General features: G+C 68.8%; 20 protein-coding genes and 1 pseudogene. 7 read left to right on the forward strand and 14 right to left on the reverse strand.

The genetic code is table 11. From position 1 onward, the window contains the following. The first annotated feature begins 80 nt into the window (after positions 1-80). The 3 genes and pseudogenes from ACFYY7_RS41700 to ACFYY7_RS41710 all read left to right on the forward strand — a co-directional run. On the forward strand, positions 81-1,295 hold the full coding sequence (locus ACFYY7_RS41700) for a PP2C family protein-serine/threonine phosphatase (protein WP_388670501.1): 1,215 nt from the start codon (positions 81-83) through the stop codon (positions 1,293-1,295). A gap of 120 nt (positions 1,296-1,415) precedes the next feature. Continuing rightward, positions 1,416-1,928 (forward strand): hypothetical protein, encoded by a 513-nt coding sequence (locus tag ACFYY7_RS41705; protein ID WP_388670504.1) that lies wholly within the window; start codon positions 1,416-1,418, stop codon positions 1,926-1,928. 235 nt (positions 1,929-2,163) lie between these two features. After that, a pseudogene (locus ACFYY7_RS41710) lies at positions 2,164-2,583 on the forward strand (sensor histidine kinase); the annotation flags it as partial. A 72-nt stretch (positions 2,584-2,655) separates the two neighbouring features. Here ACFYY7_RS41710 and ACFYY7_RS41715 read toward each other — a convergent pair. From ACFYY7_RS41715 to ACFYY7_RS41735, 5 genes are read right to left on the reverse strand one after another with little or no spacing between them, the layout of a single operon-like run. Beyond that, positions 2,656-4,119 (reverse strand): FAD-dependent oxidoreductase, encoded by a 1,464-nt coding sequence (locus ACFYY7_RS41715; RefSeq protein WP_388670507.1) that lies wholly within the window; start codon positions 4,117-4,119, stop codon positions 2,656-2,658. Continuing rightward, on the reverse strand, positions 4,119-4,409 hold the full coding sequence (locus ACFYY7_RS41720; protein WP_388670510.1) for a (2Fe-2S)-binding protein: 291 nt from the start codon (positions 4,407-4,409) through the stop codon (positions 4,119-4,121). The genes ACFYY7_RS41715 and ACFYY7_RS41720 overlap by 1 nt, the downstream gene beginning before the upstream one ends. Then, a complete protein-coding gene (locus ACFYY7_RS41725; protein ID WP_388670513.1) occupies positions 4,406-5,608 on the reverse strand; it encodes an NAD(P)/FAD-dependent oxidoreductase in 1,203 nt (400 codons plus the stop codon). The genes ACFYY7_RS41720 and ACFYY7_RS41725 overlap by 4 nt, the downstream gene beginning before the upstream one ends. After that, the gene (locus ACFYY7_RS41730) at positions 5,601-6,539 is read right to left on the reverse strand and encodes a dihydrodipicolinate synthase family protein (RefSeq protein WP_388670516.1); all 939 of its coding nucleotides are present in this window, start codon (positions 6,537-6,539) and stop codon (positions 5,601-5,603) included. The genes ACFYY7_RS41725 and ACFYY7_RS41730 overlap by 8 nt, the downstream gene beginning before the upstream one ends. 54 nt (positions 6,540-6,593) lie before the next feature. Further along, the gene (locus ACFYY7_RS41735; RefSeq protein WP_388670519.1) at positions 6,594-8,069 is read right to left on the reverse strand and encodes a Na+/H+ antiporter NhaC family protein; all 1,476 of its coding nucleotides are present in this window, start codon (positions 8,067-8,069) and stop codon (positions 6,594-6,596) included. A 169-nt stretch (positions 8,070-8,238) separates the two neighbouring features. On the opposite strand from ACFYY7_RS41735, the gene ACFYY7_RS41740 reads away from it, so the two are divergent. After that, a complete protein-coding gene (locus ACFYY7_RS41740; protein ID WP_388670555.1) occupies positions 8,239-8,772 on the forward strand; it encodes a helix-turn-helix domain-containing protein in 534 nt (177 codons plus the stop codon). Here ACFYY7_RS41740 and ACFYY7_RS41745 read toward each other — a convergent pair. Further along, positions 8,769-9,044, reverse strand: coding sequence for a hypothetical protein (locus tag ACFYY7_RS41745; RefSeq protein WP_388670522.1), 276 nt, complete (start codon positions 9,042-9,044; stop codon positions 8,769-8,771). The two genes, ACFYY7_RS41740 and ACFYY7_RS41745, sit on opposite strands and share 4 nt — an antisense overlap. Before the next feature lie 192 nt (positions 9,045-9,236). After that, positions 9,237-10,157 carry a hypothetical protein gene (locus ACFYY7_RS41750; protein WP_388670525.1) on the reverse strand — a complete coding sequence of 307 codons (921 nt, stop codon included), beginning with the start codon at positions 10,155-10,157 and terminating at the stop codon, positions 9,237-9,239. A gap of 78 nt (positions 10,158-10,235) precedes the next feature. Here ACFYY7_RS41750 and ACFYY7_RS41755 point away from each other — a divergent pair, with 78 nt between their 5' ends. Continuing rightward, positions 10,236-10,994, forward strand: a complete 759-nt coding sequence (locus ACFYY7_RS41755; RefSeq protein WP_388670558.1) for an IS6 family transposase — start codon at positions 10,236-10,238, stop codon at positions 10,992-10,994. A 620-nt stretch (positions 10,995-11,614) separates the two neighbouring features. Here ACFYY7_RS41755 and ACFYY7_RS41760 read toward each other — a convergent pair. The 6 genes from ACFYY7_RS41760 to ACFYY7_RS41785 form a co-directional block, all read right to left on the reverse strand. Continuing rightward, a complete protein-coding gene (locus ACFYY7_RS41760; protein WP_388670528.1) occupies positions 11,615-12,463 on the reverse strand; it encodes a hypothetical protein in 849 nt (282 codons plus the stop codon). Continuing rightward, positions 12,442-12,600, reverse strand: coding sequence for a hypothetical protein (locus tag ACFYY7_RS41765; protein WP_388670531.1), 159 nt, complete (start codon positions 12,598-12,600; stop codon positions 12,442-12,444). Before ACFYY7_RS41765 ends, ACFYY7_RS41760 begins: the two co-directional genes overlap by 22 nt. 110 nt (positions 12,601-12,710) lie before the next feature. Further along, positions 12,711-12,992 carry a hypothetical protein gene (locus tag ACFYY7_RS41770; RefSeq protein WP_388670534.1) on the reverse strand — a complete coding sequence of 94 codons (282 nt, stop codon included), beginning with the start codon at positions 12,990-12,992 and terminating at the stop codon, positions 12,711-12,713. A gap of 776 nt (positions 12,993-13,768) precedes the next feature. Next, positions 13,769-14,644: an endonuclease/exonuclease/phosphatase family protein gene (locus ACFYY7_RS41775; protein ID WP_388670537.1), complete on the reverse strand. Its 876-nt coding sequence runs from the start codon at positions 14,642-14,644 to the stop codon at positions 13,769-13,771. A 311-nt stretch (positions 14,645-14,955) separates the two neighbouring features. Further along, a complete protein-coding gene (locus ACFYY7_RS41780) occupies positions 14,956-15,450 on the reverse strand; it encodes a carboxymuconolactone decarboxylase family protein (protein ID WP_388670540.1) in 495 nt (164 codons plus the stop codon). A 210-nt stretch (positions 15,451-15,660) separates the two neighbouring features. Continuing rightward, complete coding sequence (locus ACFYY7_RS41785; protein ID WP_388670543.1) at positions 15,661-17,139, reverse strand: MFS transporter; 1,479 nt, start codon at positions 17,137-17,139, stop codon at positions 15,661-15,663. Between the two features lie 175 nt (positions 17,140-17,314). Here ACFYY7_RS41785 and ACFYY7_RS41790 point away from each other — a divergent pair, with 175 nt between their 5' ends. After that, positions 17,315-17,896 carry a TetR/AcrR family transcriptional regulator gene (locus tag ACFYY7_RS41790; RefSeq protein WP_388670546.1) on the forward strand — a complete coding sequence of 194 codons (582 nt, stop codon included), beginning with the start codon at positions 17,315-17,317 and terminating at the stop codon, positions 17,894-17,896. Positions 17,897-17,930: 34 nt separating this feature from the next. Here ACFYY7_RS41790 and ACFYY7_RS41795 read toward each other — a convergent pair whose 3' ends face one another. Next, the gene (locus tag ACFYY7_RS41795) at positions 17,931-18,509 is read right to left on the reverse strand and encodes a Tn3 family transposase (protein ID WP_388670549.1); all 579 of its coding nucleotides are present in this window, start codon (positions 18,507-18,509) and stop codon (positions 17,931-17,933) included. Between ACFYY7_RS41795 and ACFYY7_RS41800 the strand changes: the two genes are divergently transcribed. After that, positions 18,499-18,645 (forward strand): hypothetical protein, encoded by a 147-nt coding sequence (locus ACFYY7_RS41800; protein WP_388670561.1) that lies wholly within the window; start codon positions 18,499-18,501, stop codon positions 18,643-18,645. The two genes, ACFYY7_RS41795 and ACFYY7_RS41800, sit on opposite strands and share 11 nt — an antisense overlap. Positions 18,646-18,969: the final 324 nt, after the last annotated feature.

Here is an 18,969-nt window from a genome sequence, read left to right on the forward strand (position 1 = left end):
CATGCCGGTCCCGAGTTGCTGCACGGCGACCTGCTGGGATCGCCGATCAGCTAAAAGATCTGAGTCGGGCACAACAGAAATTGCAGACGCTGCTGGCGGCGATGTTGTCGGTCAGCCGTGATCTGGATCTGGGGCGGGTGTTGCGGCGGATCGTGACCAGTGCGATGGAACTGGTCGGCGCTCACTACGGTGCGATCGGCGTGCTGAGCGAGGACGGCCGCAGGCTGTCGATGTTCATCCCCGAGGGCCTCACCGAGCAAGAACGCGCCGACTTGGCGGGGGATCTCCCGCAGGGCCGCGGGCTGCTCGGCTACCTGATCGAACACCCCAAGCCCCTGCGAGTCGGTGACATCCCGCACCACCGGGCGTCGGCCGGCTTCCCGCGCGGCCACCCGCAGATGAAGACGCTGCTGGGCGTAGCCATCACCGTGCAAGGCCGCGTCTACGGAAACCTCTATCTTGCGGACAGGGGCGACGGCCTTCCTTTCGACTCCCGTGACGAGGACATCATCGTGGCTCTGGCAGGAGCGGCGGCCGTGGCCATCGAGAACGCCCGCCAGTATGAGCACGTCCGCTCCGACTCCGAGGAGTTCCAAAGATTGCTACTGCCGGAGGTGTCGGACAGGCCGCCGTTCCGCACCGCCGCGGTCTACCGGCCGGCGTCCGAGCCCAACCAACTCGGAGGGGACTGGTACGACGCGCTGGCCACTGCCGACGACACCTGCTACCTGGCCATCGGTGATGTCTGCGGGCACGACATGGCCGCCGCCGCGTCCATGTCCCAGACGCGCAGCATGCTCCGCGCCCTGCTCCACACCCGGCTCCACCGCCCCAGCCGAGTCCTGACCCAGCTCGACCTGACCCTGCACGCCATCCCCCGCAACCTGGTGACGACCGCACTCGTAGCACGCGTACATCGCCACCACAACGCCTGGGTTCTGCAATGGAGCAACGCCGGGCACCCCCCACCGCTGCTTCTGGCACCGGGTCGCCCGGCGCAGTACCTCGACCGCGACCCCGGCCTACCCCTCGGCGTTGACCTCAGCCTTCCCCGCCACGACCACTCCCAAGACCTCCCCCCGGGATCCACCATCGTTCTCTACACCGACGGACTGGTCGAACACCACCAGCACTCCCTGACCGACGGCCTGCGCACCCTCGCTGACATCGCCACCGCACATGCCGACCAGTACCCCGCACAACTGTGTGAGACGCTTGCCGACCAGCATCCAGGTGACGGACATGACGACATCGCCGTCCTCGCCCTCCGCGTCCCCAACGGGCACCATTCGTGACCACCCGCAACAATGACCGCAGTGCGGAATGAATCGCGTGGACGGAACCACTGCGCAAGAAGCGATCTGGACACCGCCCCCGGCGACCCACGGCTCGCAGCTCGCGGCCCTGGCCCGCTGGTGCCCCCCAGCAAGACGGCCGTTCCTGGGTCTCCAGCGCCCGGATCCGGTTCCGGACCTGCCGCAGTTGCCACTCCAGCCACTGCTCCAGACCTGGTCTCCGAGAAGGATCTGATCGGCAGCAAAGCCACCCCGTCGTATGCCACGACCCTGGCCCACGACGGCAAGGACAAGCTGCACACCATCACCGACCCGCGCGGCCGCGTCTACACGCTGACCTGGGCCAGTAGCCACATCACCTCCCTCACCGACAGCGCGGGACGCAAGGTCACCTACGGATACGACTCCGACAACAACCTCACCGACGTCTACGGCGTGGGCCCCCGCTCGCCCAGTCTTGAGGACGACGACCACTACCAGTACACCTACGACGCGTCGCACCTGATGAAGACGATGCGCAAGCCGGTCCGGTACGGCAGCAACGCCTCACCGACCCCGGTGACGTCGATGACGTACGACACCTCCGGGTTTCTGCAGGTCGGTTGTGGTTGCTGCATGTTCCGGGCAGGCTAATAAGGCCGTCGTGTTCGTCCTGGTGATGTGGAGGTGGCGGATGCCGTCGTTGCGGGCAGTGCTGGAGAGCCCTGAGAAGGCGGCTCTGGTGCGGGTAGAGAAACGGCGGGGACTGTCAATCGACCGGCTCTGTTCCGTAGTCGGTGGTGACGGCAGGTAACTGGCGTCGTTGACGTTGGCCGCGGCAGGGATGCGGGCGTAGCGCTTGACGGTGTTCGGGGCGAGGTTCAGTCTGCGGGCCCGCGACCCGGCCGGCGCCGATGAACTTCTCGAACGCGCCCAGTCCGCCGCCGAACAGGCGCTGGCCGAATTGCGGACCGTCGCTCGCGGCATCCTGCCGCCCGTGCTCGCCGACCGCGGCCTGGCCGACGCGCTCTTCGGGCTGGCCGCACACTGCGCGGTGCCCTGCCGGACCGACGCCCGTCTGCCGGAGCGGTGCGCCTCCTCGGTCGAGGCGACCGCCTACTTCGTGATGGCCGAGGCCCTCACCAACATCGCCAAACACAGCGGCGCCGCCCAGGCCACCGTCACCGTCCGAAGCCGGGGCGGCTGGCTCCTGTTGCGCGTCGAGGACGACGGCCGGGGCGGTGGCGACGAGAAGGGCGGCTCCGGCCTCACCGGCATCCGCCGCCGCGTCGCAGCCCATGACGGGACTCCCGATCCGCGGCACTCGTGCCCGCGACCGTCGGAGATCAGCTGGGGATGTCCAACGGCCATGGCATACCGGTCACGAACGAAGAGGATCCGATGCGTCCGATGCGGATTGTTCGGCAGCCGAGTCGAGGCCTCGGAGGTCCCCGACAGGCACAGGTTTGACCGGCAGGTGGGCGGAGAAGCGTCCGCCGAGCCCGATCGGCTGCTCGCGCGCCGATGCGAGGATCGCGCCGACGCTGCTCTCGCAGTAGCGTCCCTGGCAGGGGCCCATGCCTGTGCGGCAGGAGAGCTTGACGGCGTTGACGCCGCTGACGAATGGTGACGATGCGAGGAAGTCGTCGATTGTGCCGCGTGTGACCATTTCGCATCGGCAGATGGTGGTTTCTCGCATCGCCAGATCTCCGAGTGCCTCGCGGGTCGGTTCGAACATGCGTTGCACCACGGTGGAGAATCGTGTCGCTTTACGGATGTCACGTTCCGCTTCGGCGAATGCCGCGGGGGGCACGGCGCGGCCGAGGTCGGCGGCGATCCCGAGACCCGCGAGCGCGCCCTCGGCGCGGGACCGGTCGGCGCCGGCGACGCCTGTGGGCTCGCCGGCGACGAACACTCCAGGGACGGATGTCTGCCGTCGTTCGTCGTGTGCGACCACCCAGCCGCCCCGTGGCGAGTCGAACGCAAGCTCGCATCCGATCTGGCGGGCGAGTTCCGTCGACGCGGAGAAGCCGTAGCCGAGCACGAGATGCGATGCAGCGATCTCGCGGGGTGCGCCAGTCACCTCCCACCGCCGGTCGACCCGGGCGAGCTCGACACGGGAGACGCGTTCCGTGCCGTGGGCGGCCGTCACGATGGTCCGGGGCGAGACTCGGACGCCCTTGCGCACCAGCCGCGCCAGGATCGCGCCCGTCTCTGCGAGCATCCGCAGATGACCGGGTACGGCGCCGAGGGCGCGGAGCATGTCCATCGGCGTCGGGATGCTCTGCGCGAACGCGACCTCGCGTACGGGGACGCCGTCGCGGACGAGCAGGTCGGCCGCGAGCAGCAGCAGCGGATGCGCCCCGGCCAGCACGACGTCGCTGACGGGTGCGATCTTCTGTGCCTTGACGAGGGTCTGGACACCGCCGGCAGTCATGACTCCGGGTAGCGTCCAGCCGGGGAAGGCGACGGGGAGGTCGTAGGCGCCGGTGGCGATCAGCAGCCGCCGCGCGACGATCACGCGAGTGCCGTGTTCCGGGTGGTTGATCGCCACGCACAGACCGTCCGGTTCTGCGTCGTCGTGCAGCACACCGATCGCCGACCAGCCGAACTCCGTCGTCAGTCGCGGGTCTTGCTCGAACCGCTGGATGAGCTCGGTGGCCCAGTCGTAGCCGGCGGTGGGGTGCAGGATGCTTCCGGTGAAGGCCTCGGGCGGTTGGCGGAAGATCTGCCCGCCCGCCCGCTGCTGCTCGTCGATGACGACGACCGTCAGACCATGGTCGGCTGCGGTGAGAGCCGCCGACATGCCCGCCGGACCTGCGCCGATGATCGCGACATCGAACATCACAGCCTCCCTGGTGTCTCGATGACCATGCCCTCGCGCGCCGGGACCAGGCAGGTGCGGGTCAGAGGTCGGCCGTCGACGGTGGCGACGCACTCGAAGCACGTCCCCATGTTGCACAGCGGCGCCCGGGGTGCCCCGGTGCGGTCTCGTTCGAACGTGGCCCCTTCGGCGAGCATGGCGGTGGCCACCGTCTCGCCCGAACAGGCTCGAACCGGGTCGCCGTTCACGCCGATCGTCACGGCGTCGCCGCGCTCCTGCGCAGTGCGACGCCAGGCAGTGTCTGTGGTCATGAGGTGCTCCTTTCCGCAAAGCGAGCCGGGTCGTACGGTGCGAGGTCGATATCGGGTGAGCGCCCGGCGATGAGGCCGGTGAGCACCCGTGCGAAGCTCGGCCCGAGGGTGAACGCCGATCCCCCGGTGGCGACGAACACCCCGGGCGCGCCCTTGACCGCGCCGACGAGCGGGAGCTGGTCGGGTGCCACCGTGGTTGCGCCGACCCAGCTGCGTACGGCGGGTACGCGTTCCAGTGCGGGAACGGTGTTCACGGCCGCACGCGCGTTGCCGGCGATCGATTGCGGGATCAGCTGGTGCTTGCGGTCGAACGCCGGGGCGCCGTGCGCGTCCCTCATCAGACGTGCCGGCCACCCGCCGCCGATGAGGACCGTGCTGTCGAGCGATTGCTTGAGCGACAGGCGCGCGCCTGCGTGCTGAACGAGGTGCGGGATGAGCTTGGGGATCTTCGAGGTGACGGTCATCGTGAGGGCGAGGGGAACAGTGGGGAGCTCGGAGTCGAAGATCTGCCCGAGCTCGGTCGTCCACACGCCGGCGGCGAGCACGACTGCGGCGGTCCGGACCATGCGGGTCCGTTCGTCTCCTGCGCGGCCCGTCTCCCGGAGGGTGATTTCCCATCCGGTCGGAACGCGATGCGCGCCGACCAGGCGGGAGCGTGTGCGCACGCTCGCCCCGGCTGCGACGGCCGCGCGGCCGACCGCGGGAGCGGCGATGCGGGCGTCCGCCTTTCCTTCCAGCGCGCTGAGGTTGGCTGCGAGGATGTTCTGTGAGAGGTACGGTGCGATGGCGTCGAGTTCGGTGCGATCGAGCGTGCGCACATCGAGGCCCCAGGAACGTTCCAGCTCCGCCTTGAACTCAAGCATCCTGACCTGGTCGGCGTTCTCGGCGACCATGAGCCCGCCCGTCTGGCGCACGCCGAGGGGCTCTCCGATCTCGTCCTCCATGCGTGCCCACATCGCGGCGGCGTCGAGGTGCAGCGGCATCGCCTCCGCGGCGACGCGCGCGGCCTCCTGGCCTGCCTCGACCATCCGGTATTCGAGCTGGAAGTGCAGGCTCCCGGCGTTCTGGCCCGAGGCGTGCTGGTTCACCTGATCCTTGTCGACCAGGAGCACGTGTGCACCGTCGCGGGCGGCCATCCACGCCGTGAGGCAGCCGAGCAGCCCGCCGCCGACGACAACCAGGTCGTACCGCTCAGTCATCGGCGAGGGGGTGCGTGTCAATGCCGAGCTCGTGCAGGGTCGCCTCGACGCGGGTGACCTCGTCCGGTGTGAGCTCAAGGAGCGGCGCCCGCACGAATCCCGCGGGGATGCCACGCAGCCGCAGCGCGGTCTTGATGATCGCCTGCTGGTTGCCGAACTGCACGCCGTAGTCGGGACGGAACCACGCGTCCATGTACACGCGGTCCTTCTTGCCCAGTTGGACTGCGCGCTCCCGGTCCCCGGCGTCGATGGCGTTCCAGAAGTCGGCCTGGTCGCGGCCGAGGATCCCGCCCGTTCCCATCAGGCCGTCGCCGTGGCCGAGGATCGCAAGGTCGGCGCCGAGCGCGTTGGTGGGCAGGCCGAAGTACCGCACCTTGCCCTCTAGTGCGTACATCCCGGCGAGGAAGCTCGCGAAGTCTCCCGTCGAGTTCTTGATCGCGACGACGTTCTCGATCTGCGCGAGCTCGGTCAGCAGTTCCACGTCCATGTCCACGACGCAGCCGCGCGGCCAGTTGTACACGGTCATCGGGATGTCGGTGGCATCGCTGACCGCCCGGTAGAACGCGACGATCTCCTTCCCGTTGGGCACGATGTAGGGCGGCGGGGTGAGGAGGATGCCGGCGAGGCCTGCCGCCTCCGCCGCGCGGGCGTGGGCGATTGCCTCTTGCGGGGTGAACGCATTGCAGGCGCCGAGGACCGGGAAGGCGCCGCTCTGGTGCTCCGCGCCCGCCGCGAACAGTTCCGCGCGTTCCTTCGCGGACAGGGAGAACCACTCGCCGCTGGTGCCGGCCAGGATCGCACCCTGGATGCCCTCGTCGACGAGCCAGGCGACCTGCACGTGCAACGCGTCGATGTCGAGCGAGCCCTCGCGGGTGAATGGTGTGGTGATTGCGGGGATGTAGCCGCGCCAGTTGACTGTATTGCGATCCATGCGTGCGTGCTCCAGTTGCCGTCGTCCGGTGGTGTTCTTGCTGGGGTGTGCTGGTCAGACCGCGGCGGGCGTGCGCTCGGGTCGCTTCAGTTCGACGCCGTCCGGGCCCTCGAAACGGCGGCCCCAGCCGGTTGCGGCCGCGACGACCATGACGACGGTGAGGACGAGCGGGTAGAGCATCGCGACGAAGATCTCCGTCGTGGCCAGGGCGGGAACGCCCTTGATCCCGGTCGTGAGCTGTGCGCCGATGAACAGATAGGCGCTCAGGACGGGGACGATGGAGGCGATCCCCATCGCGAAGCAGTCCATGACGACTGCGCGGCGGTACGGGTGCAGGCCGACGCGGGCGCCGATCTCGTCGGCGACCGGGCCGAAGGTGAGCATCGCGGCCGAGTTCACGCCGCCGAACAGCAGCGTGGTGCCCGAGATGCCGATGCCGATCGCGAACTCCGCACCGCGCGGGGTGCGGGACAGGCGGCTGCGGGTGAGGGCGCTCACCAGCCAGTCGAGGATGCCCGCGGCGGTGAGTACGCCCATGATGCCGAACACGGTGACCACCAGAGCGATCACGCTGAGCATGTTGCTGACGCCTGAGATCAGGAATCCGGTGGGCGCCCCGTCGGTGACGCCGATGATGCCGTCAAGGGTGAGCAGGCCCGAAGCGAGGCCGGTGACGATCCCAGTCGCCAGCCCGACCGTGACCGCCTTGAAGATGTCGCGGGTCAGCAGCGCCACGGTGAGCATGAGCGCGACGGGGATGAGCATCACCAGCGCGAGCGGGTCGGAGGCCTTCTCCAGCAGCTCCTGCGAGTGCGCCGAGTCGGTCGAGTGGCCCGACGACCCCAGCGCGAAGAACCCGACGGCCGAGACGGCTGCCGCCGTGAAGGCGAAGCGGGCGCGACTCCGCACGACTCCGGCGATATCTGCGGTGCCGGACTTCCGGCGGAACGTCTGCGTCGACGACGAGATGACGGTCGTGTCGGAGATCGGGGCGACGTTGTCTCCGAAGATCGCGCCGGAGATGATCGCGGCGGCGAGGAACGCCGGCTCGGCGCCGAGGAGCACGCCGGCCGGGTAGAAGATCGGAAACGCTGTGAACATCGTCCCTATGGACGACGCCGTCGACATCGAGATGATGCACACCGCGATGAACGTGAACAGTGTGAAGGTGCCACCGCTGACGCCGAGGAGTTCGGCGAGCCACACGAACCCGCCGGAGACGTTGGTCTCCTTGATCAGCGCGGACATCAGCCCCACGCAGAAGAGCATCATCACGATCGTCACCGCGGTGGACGATCCGATCCCCTTCGTCACGGCGGACCAGTACGCCGAATACGGCTTGGCGAACAGCGCGCCGACGAGCAGCGCGACGACGCCTCCCGCGGCAAGGGCGGTCATGTCGAACGTCTTGAACACGACGAAGAAGACGACGCAGAAACCGAGAAACACGGCGACCGGCAAAAATGCCAGTGCCTTTCCTCCGCGGAAGACCAGGTGGTTGTCGGCGCTCATTGGCGGTGGACTCTCCATGACGTTGAGGGTAACGCAGGGGCGTGTACTTATTTACACGAGTACACAAAAGTGCACGACTCCATGACTGTCAACCGTTGACTCTTCGGCAGTAGCGTGCCGAAGCCCCCAGGGTCCGGGTGCACAAGAGTGCACAAAGGTGCACGACTCAGCTAGGCTGACCACCGTGATGGGAGACCAGCTACGCGCGCTACGGACGGAGGCGGGGCTCAGCCTGCGCGATCTTGCGGCGCAGACCGGCCTGTCAGCGACCCTGCTCAGCCAGGTGGAGCGGGGCATCCGCGAGCCGAGCCTCAAGACCCTCCGGGCCTTGAGCACGGTGTTCGGCCCGTCGGCCGCCTCGCTGTTCCATGAGCAATCCCCGCTCACGGCTCACCACAGCCGACCCGACGAACGTCCCCGGCTGCTCATGCCGAAGGGCCTCGTCCAGTACGAACGCCTGACGCCGAGCAACGGCCAACTCGAAGTCCTGCTCGGCAAGCTCGAACCGGGCCATGCCTCCAGCGACGAGCCGTGGAGCCATGTCGCGGTCGAATGCGCCTACGTCATCAGCGGCACGGTCACGGTACAAGTCGCCGATCAGCGTTTCGACGTGCAGGCGGGCGAGGCGCTGACCTTCGACGCCACACGGCCTCACCGCTACAGCAACAACGGAAGCGAGACGGCGACCTACCTGGCGTCGGTGACACCACCCACGCCCTAAGGGCTGTCGCGGCCCTCTCCCAGGCACAGAGGACCGACGGCGAGGGTGGCGCCGCGCTCGCTGATCCGGGCCGCCGTCTCGTCCGCGTCCCTGACGGCGAAGTACGGCGTCCAGACAGCCGGATGGCCACCGCCCGGGCAGCATCCGATCCCGGCGACCGCCTCACCCTGCGCCAGAGCCACCGAGAAGTCGCTGCCGAGCGTGCTGGGCCTGTACCTCCAGCCCATGACGTCGGAGTAGAAGGACCGCGCCGCACGCAGGTCCCGAGCCATCAGACTCACCCAGCACGGCGCACCCGCCACCGCGCCTGGCTCCCGTGCAACGGGGTGCCAGCGCGGCGGCCGGGATCGTGGTCCAGGAGCAGCGTGCTGGCCCTGGCCTGCGGTGGTCGGGTCTGTGGTCGGCCTACGCCGGCCCGTGGTCGGGTCTGTGGTCGGGCCCATGGTCGGGGCGGGCCCGGCCGCCTAGGCGCTCGCTCGGCTGAGACGCTCGGCGGCCTGGACGCGGACGGCTTCACAAGACTTCGGGGTATCGCCGTGCAGGGCCTCCCAGCGGGCGTTGTGCGCAGCTGGCCACAGGCTGGCAGCCCATGCCATCTCCTGCTCCTCCACGGTGAACCGACGCCCCCGGAGGTCCTGATAGGCCGCCAGGAACGCGGAAGAACTCTCGATCGGGGCCAGGGTCGGGGGCGAGACGTTGGCGAACGCCCCACACGCCGCACCTACCAGTGCCGCCTCTGGCTGCCACGCCAGGCTGTCCCAGTCGTGTACGGCCCACACGTCACCGTCGTGCCAGCGGAGGTTCTGCGCTTCGAAGTCGACGTGGCCCAGTACGCACGGCAGGTCTGCCGCCAGCATCCTCGTGCGGGCCCGGTCGGCTGTCTCAACGACGTACGCGGGCACGGCGCTCTGGTCTCGCTCATCGAGGAAGTCGATCGCCGGCCACAGCCCCGAATCCGTATGGTCCCAACGCGCCCAGCGCGGATTCGGCAGCGGCGGCGCAACGGTCACGCCGGCTAGTTCAGCCATCAGCCAGGCGAACACCGCCGCGTAGCGCACGGCGACATCCGGCGAGTTGCCGCACAGCAGTTCACCACCGGACCGGGACTCCTCGGCATGCACAGCCAGCGCACCGACGCCGACCACGGGCGTGAGCGGCCGCGCGCACGGAAACCCCCGTTCCGCCATCTGCGCCTGCGCGGCGACACACGAAGCGGCCCGGCCGTCGTCCTCCCGCGCCTTCACCACGACGTCTCGCCCATCGACCAGCCGCAGCCCGAACACCGCCGAGAGTGACCGCCGCTCGAACAGCACCTTGACCGGCTCGTTCCCCAGCTGATCCACACACCAGCCAACCAGCCAGCCTGGCAGATCATCCAACGTCATAGCGGCGACTGTGCCACATGCGCCGAAGACAGCGAAAGCGATCCGACAGGCGTTGTCACGTTGGCTGACCGGCGTGGGATGATCTTCGTGGTGGTCGTATCGGGGAGGGGACTGCTCGTGTCGTCCGTGTCGCCGTCGTACCGGGGGCACCGGTACCCCGTCGAGGTCATCTCCTACTGCGTGTGGCTGTACCACCGGTTCCCGCTGTCGTTCCGTGAGGTCGAGGAACTGACGCTCGAGCGCGGCGTGGTCGTCTCCTACGAAACCGTCCGGCGGTGGTGCCTGAAGTTTGGTCAGGCCTACGCCAACGCGCTGCGTCGCCGGCGTCCCCGTCCCGGCGACAAATGGCACCTGGACGAAGTCTTCATCAAGATCAACGGTGAGCTGAAGTACCTGTGGCGCGCGGTGGACCAGGATGGCAACGTGCTGGACATCCTCGTGCAGAACAGACGCGACAAGGCCGCGGCCAGGCGTTTCTTCCGCAAGCTCCTCAAGAAGACCCGCTCGGTGGCGCGGGTGGTGGTCACGGACAAGCTCCGCAGTTACGGGGCCGCCCACCGCGAGGCGATGCCTTCCGTCGAGCACCGCTCCCACAAGGGCCTCAACAACCGGGCCGAGAACTCCCACCAGCCGACCCGGCAACGAGAACGCGCCATGAAGGGCTTCCGCAGCGTCGGCGGAGCCCAACGGTTCCTGGCCGCGTTCAGCGGCATCTCACCCCACTTCCGACCCCGACGCCACCTGATGACCGCCACCGACCATCGCGCCGAAATGACCGTCCGCTTCGCGATCTGGAAGCAGATCACCGGAACCGCCGGCCTGCCCGCCACGGCCTGAGCACGGAGCCGGAACCGACCCCAGCACGCCCCGACGCCCCACCAAGCGCCAACACCCCCGACAACGTGACAACGCCCGCGGAGCGCGTTCCCACGGCCTGCCCCTCCACCTCGACCTGGCCGCCTCCCGCTTCCTGGAGATCCGCCGCACCCGCGAGCCGCAGCCCGCCGACTTCGACCACACCTTCCCCGCACTCCTGGCCCGCGCCCTGTCCGACCTCACCGCCGACGAACGACACGTCCTGCGCTCGGTGTCCCTGCTGGACGCCTTCAACCTCGACCTCGCCACCCGCGCCGCAGGCCTCACCCACCAGGCACCCGCCCGGCGCCTGACCGAGCGGCCCATCGTCACGGAAAACCCCTACGCACTGTGGCCGTACCACCGGCGCGATCCGCTCCGCCCTCACCGAAGCCGACGACCACTGGACACCCGCGGACTGGCACCAGGCCGCCACCCGCGCCCTGGCCGCCCTCGGTAACCAATGGGCCACGACCACCGCCCTCACCCCCAGCCGCATCCTCCTCGTCGCCTGCCTGCGCCAGGGCCTGCGCCTGGCCCGCGATCACCGCCTGACCGACCTGGGCTGGCTCACCGAAGCCGCCTTCGTCTACACCGACGACTCAGTCTGGGAACCCCTCACCCCACCCAACCACCCCGGCCGGCACCAGCGGCGGGGCACCGGACCCGGCACTGGACACACCCGCCGACGCCCTGGCCGAGCTCCTCACCGCGAACGCACCACCGACCGTCTCACCGTTGTCCTGGACACCGGCCTGCTGCCCGACGAGCTGACCGAGATGGCCCTGTATTACCGGGCCAAGGCTTACAAGGACCTCAGCCGGAACGACGCCGCCCGCACCGGGATGCAGCAGGTTGCCGACACCGGCGGCCGTCTCGCCCTCAAGGCCCGCCGCAGCCTGGCCAACTTGGCCCGCCTTGCCGGCGACTTCCCTACCGCCCTGGCCGCCGTCCCGGCCCTGGGCTGGAAGGGCCGCCACCACCGCGTCCTCGGCGACATCCACTGGTCCCACGCCGACACCGCCCAGGCCGTCACCGCCTTCGAAGCCGGCCGCGCCGAAGCCGAGCAGCACGACGCCATAGGCGAGCGCGCCATGACACAGGTCCGCCTCGCCCTCGCCCTCTCCTTCGCCGACCCCGCCCGGGCCAGCGACGAGCTCGCTCTCGCCCACCAGCTCCTGAACGGCCTCGACCAGCGCTCCAACACCCTCCTCGCCCAGGTCGTTGCCCTGATCAAGGACGCCGGAACCGACAGCGTCCCCGGCCGCGCCCAGAGCCTGCGCACCGACATCGACGCCGCCGGGCTCCCCTTCCTCCACCGCTTCGTGGAGCTCGCCCTCGCCTTCCACCACGCCGCCCGCGGCGAGAACCAGGACCTGGCCGCCACCATCAGCCGCCTGCGCGAACTCACCGCCACCGGCGACTTCGCCTACTTCACCGACATCGCCCACTTCATGGCCGCCCTGCCCCTTCCGGAGCCCTCGACCACCCGCTGGACCAAAAAAACGAAGACGACGTCCGTACCGCATGGCACGGCCTGGTCCAGGCCCGCCAGGAACACCTGCTCACCGGAAACTGACCCGTACATGCACATCGGCCCAGACCAGACAGTGTCTGGTCGGGGCCGATGGAGGCCACGTGCCGGTGAGCCGCCATATCCATGGCGATCCGGCAAGACGCCTTCGACGAGGCCCGGGGTCAGCTGGAGGAGGTGTCCTTGCCGACGAGGCCCGAAAGCAGTTCGACCAGGGTGGCATTCACACTGCGCTGTTCCGACAGGAACCCGTCGATCTTCTGCTCCAGCCCATCGAGGCGCTCGCCCAGGCCGTCGACCTTCTGATCGAGATTGCCGACCTGAAGGCGGAGCGCGGTCAGGTCGCTCTTGACGATGCCGAACTCGCGGTCGGTCTTCTGCGCAGTCTCTTCGTAGCGGCGAGTCAGCGCGGACAGCTCGCTGTGGGCGATGGGGTCCTCAGGCACGCGGGTACTCCTGCCAGATCACAAAACCGCTGATACGAAGACTCCACGATATCGCGCCCGCACTCCCCTACAGCCACGGATCCGCGGTCCTCTGCTTCGCATGAGGCGTGGCCTGCGGCCCGGCGGCAGCGAAACCCGTCTGGCCGCGGTGGACCTTCTTGTAGCGGCCTCGCCGGGCCCACCCTGTGTCGCCTTTTCCTCACCCGATGGAGTCACCGCGACTGTGGCTCCTTGCCCCGCCGCCACGCCTCGGGCTTTGATGTGCCGGCCAGAAGCATCACCATCCGCAGATACTGCCGACACAACCTGATCAAAGCGCCTCACCGTCGGGGGCCGGTCCGGCGCGCAGCGCCAGAACATGGGCGGCGTCGGTGTCGGAGAGGTAGGCCGGGGCAACTTCGAGCATCCCCGATCACATGGGTGCAGGCAGCGAGGTCGTCGACGACGCGGCGCAGCGCGGGATCCGCTGGCGGATCGTCGGGCAGCGAAGGCGGTGCGGTGCGGACGGACTGGCGGACCACCGCGCGCACGGTGGGCTCATTGAGGGCTTGGCGATCAGGGCGCCGCTCTGTCCCCCACGTCCTTTCCCCTGTTGCCGCAGTTCGGTGTCGCCGCGCCAGCGCTCTGGTTGTCACCGACGACGTCACGACATGAGCTTCGGATCAGACTGGCTTCGCTCCCAAGCGGTGGAGCATCTCCCGAAGCTGCGGCCCGCGTACGGGTGACAGACTTCAGGGCGGCCAGGAGCCCCGTCCGCCCTGCCCCGTCCGCCTCCATCAGCTCACGGTGCACACCGGCCGGGGAACGTCGGCCACGGTGAGATCGCTGATCACGATCCGGTGGTCCTCGGTGGGCGTATGCAGCCTGCAGCTACGGTAGTTCACGCCCCGGCCGAGGATGTAGTCGAACTTGGCCGCCTTGGTGGGGAACCCAGGTCCGGTCTTCGGGAGGGTCTTGTTGCACCGGGGATCCTCGACCGGTCCGCAGAACTGGTCGACGTCCTTGAACCCGGCCTGCCAGATCGGGTCCATGACTTGTGTGACGTACGGTCGGGTGTTGAAGTCACCGAGAACGAGTGCGCGAGGATGCGGTCGCGTGGCGGCCGCCAGTTCTCCGGCCTGCAGCTTCCTCAGGTCTTCGTGGCCCGGTGCACTGAGGTGCGTGTTGAACACCCGGACCCACTGGCCGTCGAGCTTCGTGGTGAAGGATTGCATGCCACGCGCCTCCGTCCATCCCTCGTCGTCGCTGTAGCCCTTCTTCTTGTGCGCCCTGACCGTGGTGCCCTTGGCGTAGATGATCGCCGTGCCCAGCCGGCCCGGGCACCCGAAGTTCAGGGCGGACAGTCCGCTCCGGTACTCGTACTTGAACCCCGCTTCGTTGAGCTGCCGAACGGCCTCACGCACCTCGTTCAGGCACGACTCCTGCAACGCGACCACCTGCGGCCGGAAGCGCTTGATCTGTTCTGCGATCGCCTTTGGCGTGCCGAGGTCCTGCCCGTTCGTGTTCCACGTCATGAACCGATTGGGGATCGGCTTCAGGGATTCCTCGGCGGCGGGCACCACCTCCCGGACCTGCTGGGCGGCGGTGGCGGGCACCGCCAGCCCGACTATGGCCACGCCGGTCAGCGCGGCAAGTACTCTCCTGACGTTCAACATGAAGTCCTCCGGTAGCGGTTTACGAACGGGCCAGCCGGCTGCTCCGGCAAAGGGTTCCAAGCGTGAGGCGTCACCGGCCGGGTGGCGCTTCAGAGCCTGCTGGACCGGCACCGCACGGAACAACGGCAGTCGCCCGTCCCGGACAGCTGCCGTTCTGTTCGGCCTGCTCAGCGGCCTGTCCGGGACAGGCGACTGGCAGTCCTGCCACCGGTGTGGAGGCGCAGAGACTTCCATGAGCATGGGCGACTATCCCGAGCAGACCGCTGCCCGACTCGCGTTCATCCGCGATGCTCAGGGCGCCATGCGGATCAGGCAGCCATGTCGGCGAACACTCCGGGCTGGTAGTCGCCGCCGCGCTGGCGAACGATGACGCCCATGCGGTTGGTGGCGTTGATCAGGGCGATGAGCATCACCAGGTCGGACAGCTGGTCCTCGTCGTAGTGCTGGGCGGCGTTCGCCCATGCGTCGTCGGTGACGCCACCGGCGGCATCGGCGATGCGGGTGCCCTGTTCGGTCAGTTCCAGGGCGGCGCGCTCGGCGTCAGTGAAGACCGTTGACTCGCGCCAGGCCGCGACGAGGTTGATGCGGGTTGCGCTCTCTCCGGCGTGTGCGGCGTTCTTGCTCCACACGTCGGTGGCGTAGCCGCAGCCGTTGATCTGGCTCGCGCGCAGCACCACCAGCTTCTGGGTCGTGGCCAGCAGCGCGGATTCCTCCAGGATCGTCTTGCTCGCCTTCCCGAAGTACCCGGCGGCCTTGGCAGTGGTCGTGGTCGGATTGCTGAAGAGGTTCAAACGGGCGGTCATGGCGTGCTCCTTGGTGTTGGTGGTGTCAAGACCCCGGTGGCTCGCGTCCTGCGACGCCCCTTCGGGATGACGTGGTCCGGACGCATTGCTCGGGTCGCCGGTCTCATTGGGCGCCGGTCCGGCGCTATGAGGGGGCGATCGGGTTGTGCGTCAGCGGCGTGGGCGCTGTGCCCGGTGGGGCGCGGCTGCGCGGGGCGGTTTTGTTGCGGGTCACGGTGCGGTCTTGCGGGGGTCTGCGGTGACGAAGAGGGCGGCTACGACCGCGGTGCCGAGCATGATGCCCATTGCCCAGGTCGCGGCGGTGGCGTAGCCGTGCACGGTGGCGTCCCGAAGGACGTCTGCGCCGTGGTGGTCTGCCAGGTAGGTGCTGGTGGCGCTGGCCGCGATGGTGTTGAGCAGTGCGGTGCCGATCGAGGCGCCCGTCTGCTGGGCGGTGTTGACGGTCGCGGAGGCGATGCCGGCGTCGTGGGGAGCAACTCCGCTGGTGGCCGTCGCGACTGCGGGGCCGAACAGTGTGCCGATGCCGAGTCCGAGGAGTAGCTCGGCGGGCAGGATGCCGGCGGTGTAGGAGCTGTGCGGGGTGAGCTGGGTGAGGAGGGCGAGCGAGGCGGCCGCGCACAGCAGTCCGGGCACGATCAGCAGCCGGGGCGGCAGCTTGGGGAGCAGGCGGCCGGACAGCTGGGTCGCCGCCGCCACGTTCATCGCGACCAACGGGAGCATGGCGAGGCCGGTCCTGACCGCGGAGTAGCCCATCACGGACTGCAGTTGGTAGGTGAGGAAGAGGAAGACCCCGAACAGTCCGAGCGTGGTCAGCGCGACGGTGGCGAGGGCCGCGCCCCGGTTGCGGTCGGTCAGGATCCGCAGCGGAAGGAGAGGAGCACGCAGCCGGGCCTGCGCGATCCCGAACGTCAGGAGCAGGGCGGCGGCCAGGGCCAGGCAGAGGGAGACCCGGGGTGTGTGCCATCCGTGCTCGCTGGCCTCGGAGAACCCGTAGACCAGAGCGGCGATGCCGCCGCAGCCGGTGAGCGCTCCCAGGACGTCGATCCGTGCGTCGGTGCGGCCGGGCGGATCGGGCAGTGCGGCGATGGCGCCGAGCGCGGCCAGCAGGGCGATGGGAACGTTGACGTACATGCACCAGCGCCAGTCGAGGTAGCTGGTGATCAGTCCGCCGCCGACCAGGCCGATCCCGCCGCCTGCCGTCAGCACCCCGCTGTAGATCCCGATGGCCCTGGCCCGTTCGGCCGGTCCGGGGAACACCGCCATCAGCAGCGCGAGGGTCGAGGGGGCCAGCAGTGCGGCGAAGACGCCCTGTCCGGCGCGGGCGACGACCAGCATCCAGCCGGAGTCCGCCATCCCGCCGAGACCGGAGGCGACGGCGAAGCCGAGGATGCCGGCGATCAGGGTGCGTTTGCGGCCGAGCCGGTCGGCGATGCGGCCACCGAGCAGGAGCAGCCCGCCGAAAGTCAGCGTGTAGGCCGTGATGACCCACTGCCGGCTCGCGTCGGACATGCCCAGATCCTGCTGAGCGGTGGGCAGCGCGATGGTCACGATGGTCGTGTCCAGCACGATCATCAGCTGGGCGATCGCGATGACCGCCAGCCCCCACCAGCGGCGCACACGCAGCCGGGCCGGATCGGTACTCCACGTGCTCTTCGTGCTCTTCGTCTTCTTGCCTGTTTCGTTCAGCATGGCGAACCCCCTTGTGAAGACGTGCGTCAGGCACTCGCATTCATTACCTGCCGACAGGTAAAGTTGGCGTCGAGGCGAAGCTAGCCCATTGCTTGCCGATCGGCAAGCAATGGGGGTAAGCCCTTTACGGGCCCGCCCCCGGGCCGGCTGAGACGACGGCGACGAAGGGACTTCCATGGCAGGCCGCCGCACCGACACCCGTAAGCGCGCCCAGCGCGTAGCCCTCCAGCTCTTCAGCGAGCACGGGTACGACGGCACCTCGCTGCGCATGATCGCGGAGCAGCTGGACATCACCAAGGCGGCCCTCTACTACCACTACAAGTCGAAGGAGGAGATCCTCGCCGCCGTACTAGCCGACTTCTCCGCCGCGGTCGCCGAACTCACCGACTGGGCCAAGCAGCAGCCCGCAGGACCCGAGACCCGGCGCGAACTCCTGCGCCGCTACGCCGAGCTGACAGCCAGTGGCATCACGGCGGCGGCCCGCTTCGCGCAGGACAACGCACCGGCGCTGCGCAACCAGCCGCTCGCGGCCGAGGTACATCAGCACGTCATGACGCTCTTCGAGCTTTTGGCCGGGCCCGGCGTGCTGTCCGGTGACGGCGACCCGGCCGCATCGCTGCGCGTCCGCCTGGCCATCACCGCACTGCACTTGGCCGGCGACGACGCCGATCGAGCGGAAAACGGAGGCCCGGAGCTGATCGATGCGGCGCTCGGCATCGCCTGCGACTTGATCGATCCACCGTCTCCCAGGCCCTAGTAGTACCGCAGTTGCGGTGCTCCGCCCGTCCTGCTCAACGACCTGGCCCCGATTCTGTTGGCTGAAGGACCTTGATGCCGACAGAGTCCGCCGCAGCACGAGGGCCGGGCACGGTGACAGCTGGCCCCAAGTCGAGGCGCTTGTCCATGTCCAGGCGGAAGGTGCCGTACGGGTTGACGTTGGACCAGAACAGCGCGGTCAGGCCGCGCCGGTCCTCGTCCGAGAGCCTTGATGCCCACGCCTGTTCGGCCAGGACCTGCTGGACCAGCAGGGTGTTGACGTGCACGAGTGCGGACTGCAGCAGGTGCAGGGCGAGCATCGACGCTTCGGCGTGCTCCTTGTCCGGGCCGGTCAGGGCGCCGTCCTTGCCGTAGTGGAGCACGGTGTTGGCACTGTTCCAGTTCTCCACGACCTGGAGCCCGCCGCGGTGATCTGTTCCATGAGGGCGGTGGCGAAGCCAAGTGTCTCTGGTCCGCGTCCCACTTCCAGGCCCCAACTGGCGGGGAGCGTCATTCCCGTGGTGTTCTATTCCGCGATGAGGCAAGGCATCGCGGAAGGGGCCCGCAAAGGCGGCGATCTTAAGCGATGGGCAGTGGGCGGGCATGGACCGCATCGTCTTCCTGCTACTGGCCCTGTTCGCCGAGATGGAGCGGCCCTTCACCGCGGAGCGGGCCGCCCATGCCCGCCGCAGGCCGCCGCATCGGCCGGCCCGTGGCCCACCCAGCCGAGAGCTTCTGGTGCTGGCGTAGGGCAGATACTGGCGGGACAGGATGTATGCCCGCAACGGGCTCGGGGATTGAGGAAGGCGGGGTCGATCACCTGTGCTAGCCGCTCAAGATCAAGTCCTTACTGTATTGGCCACTTACACCGCCCCCTCCCTATCCACTGGCATGTGCCCGCAGTCTTCCTCGCTCTCCAGCGGTCCAGAAGACCCACACCGGCCGTCCTTCTGGACATGCGGATTCTTCCCTCGGGGGAGGGATTCGATCAACGACAGGATGCCCGTGCTCGTTACTGCTTGGGCGTGGCGTCACTGACTTGTGACGCTGGATTCGAGCCCTACGGGGACGCGG

The organism is Streptomyces sp. NPDC001933 (genome assembly GCF_042890955.1).
In the GTDB taxonomy this organism is placed as follows: Bacteria; Actinomycetota; Actinomycetes; order Streptomycetales; family Streptomycetaceae; genus Streptomyces.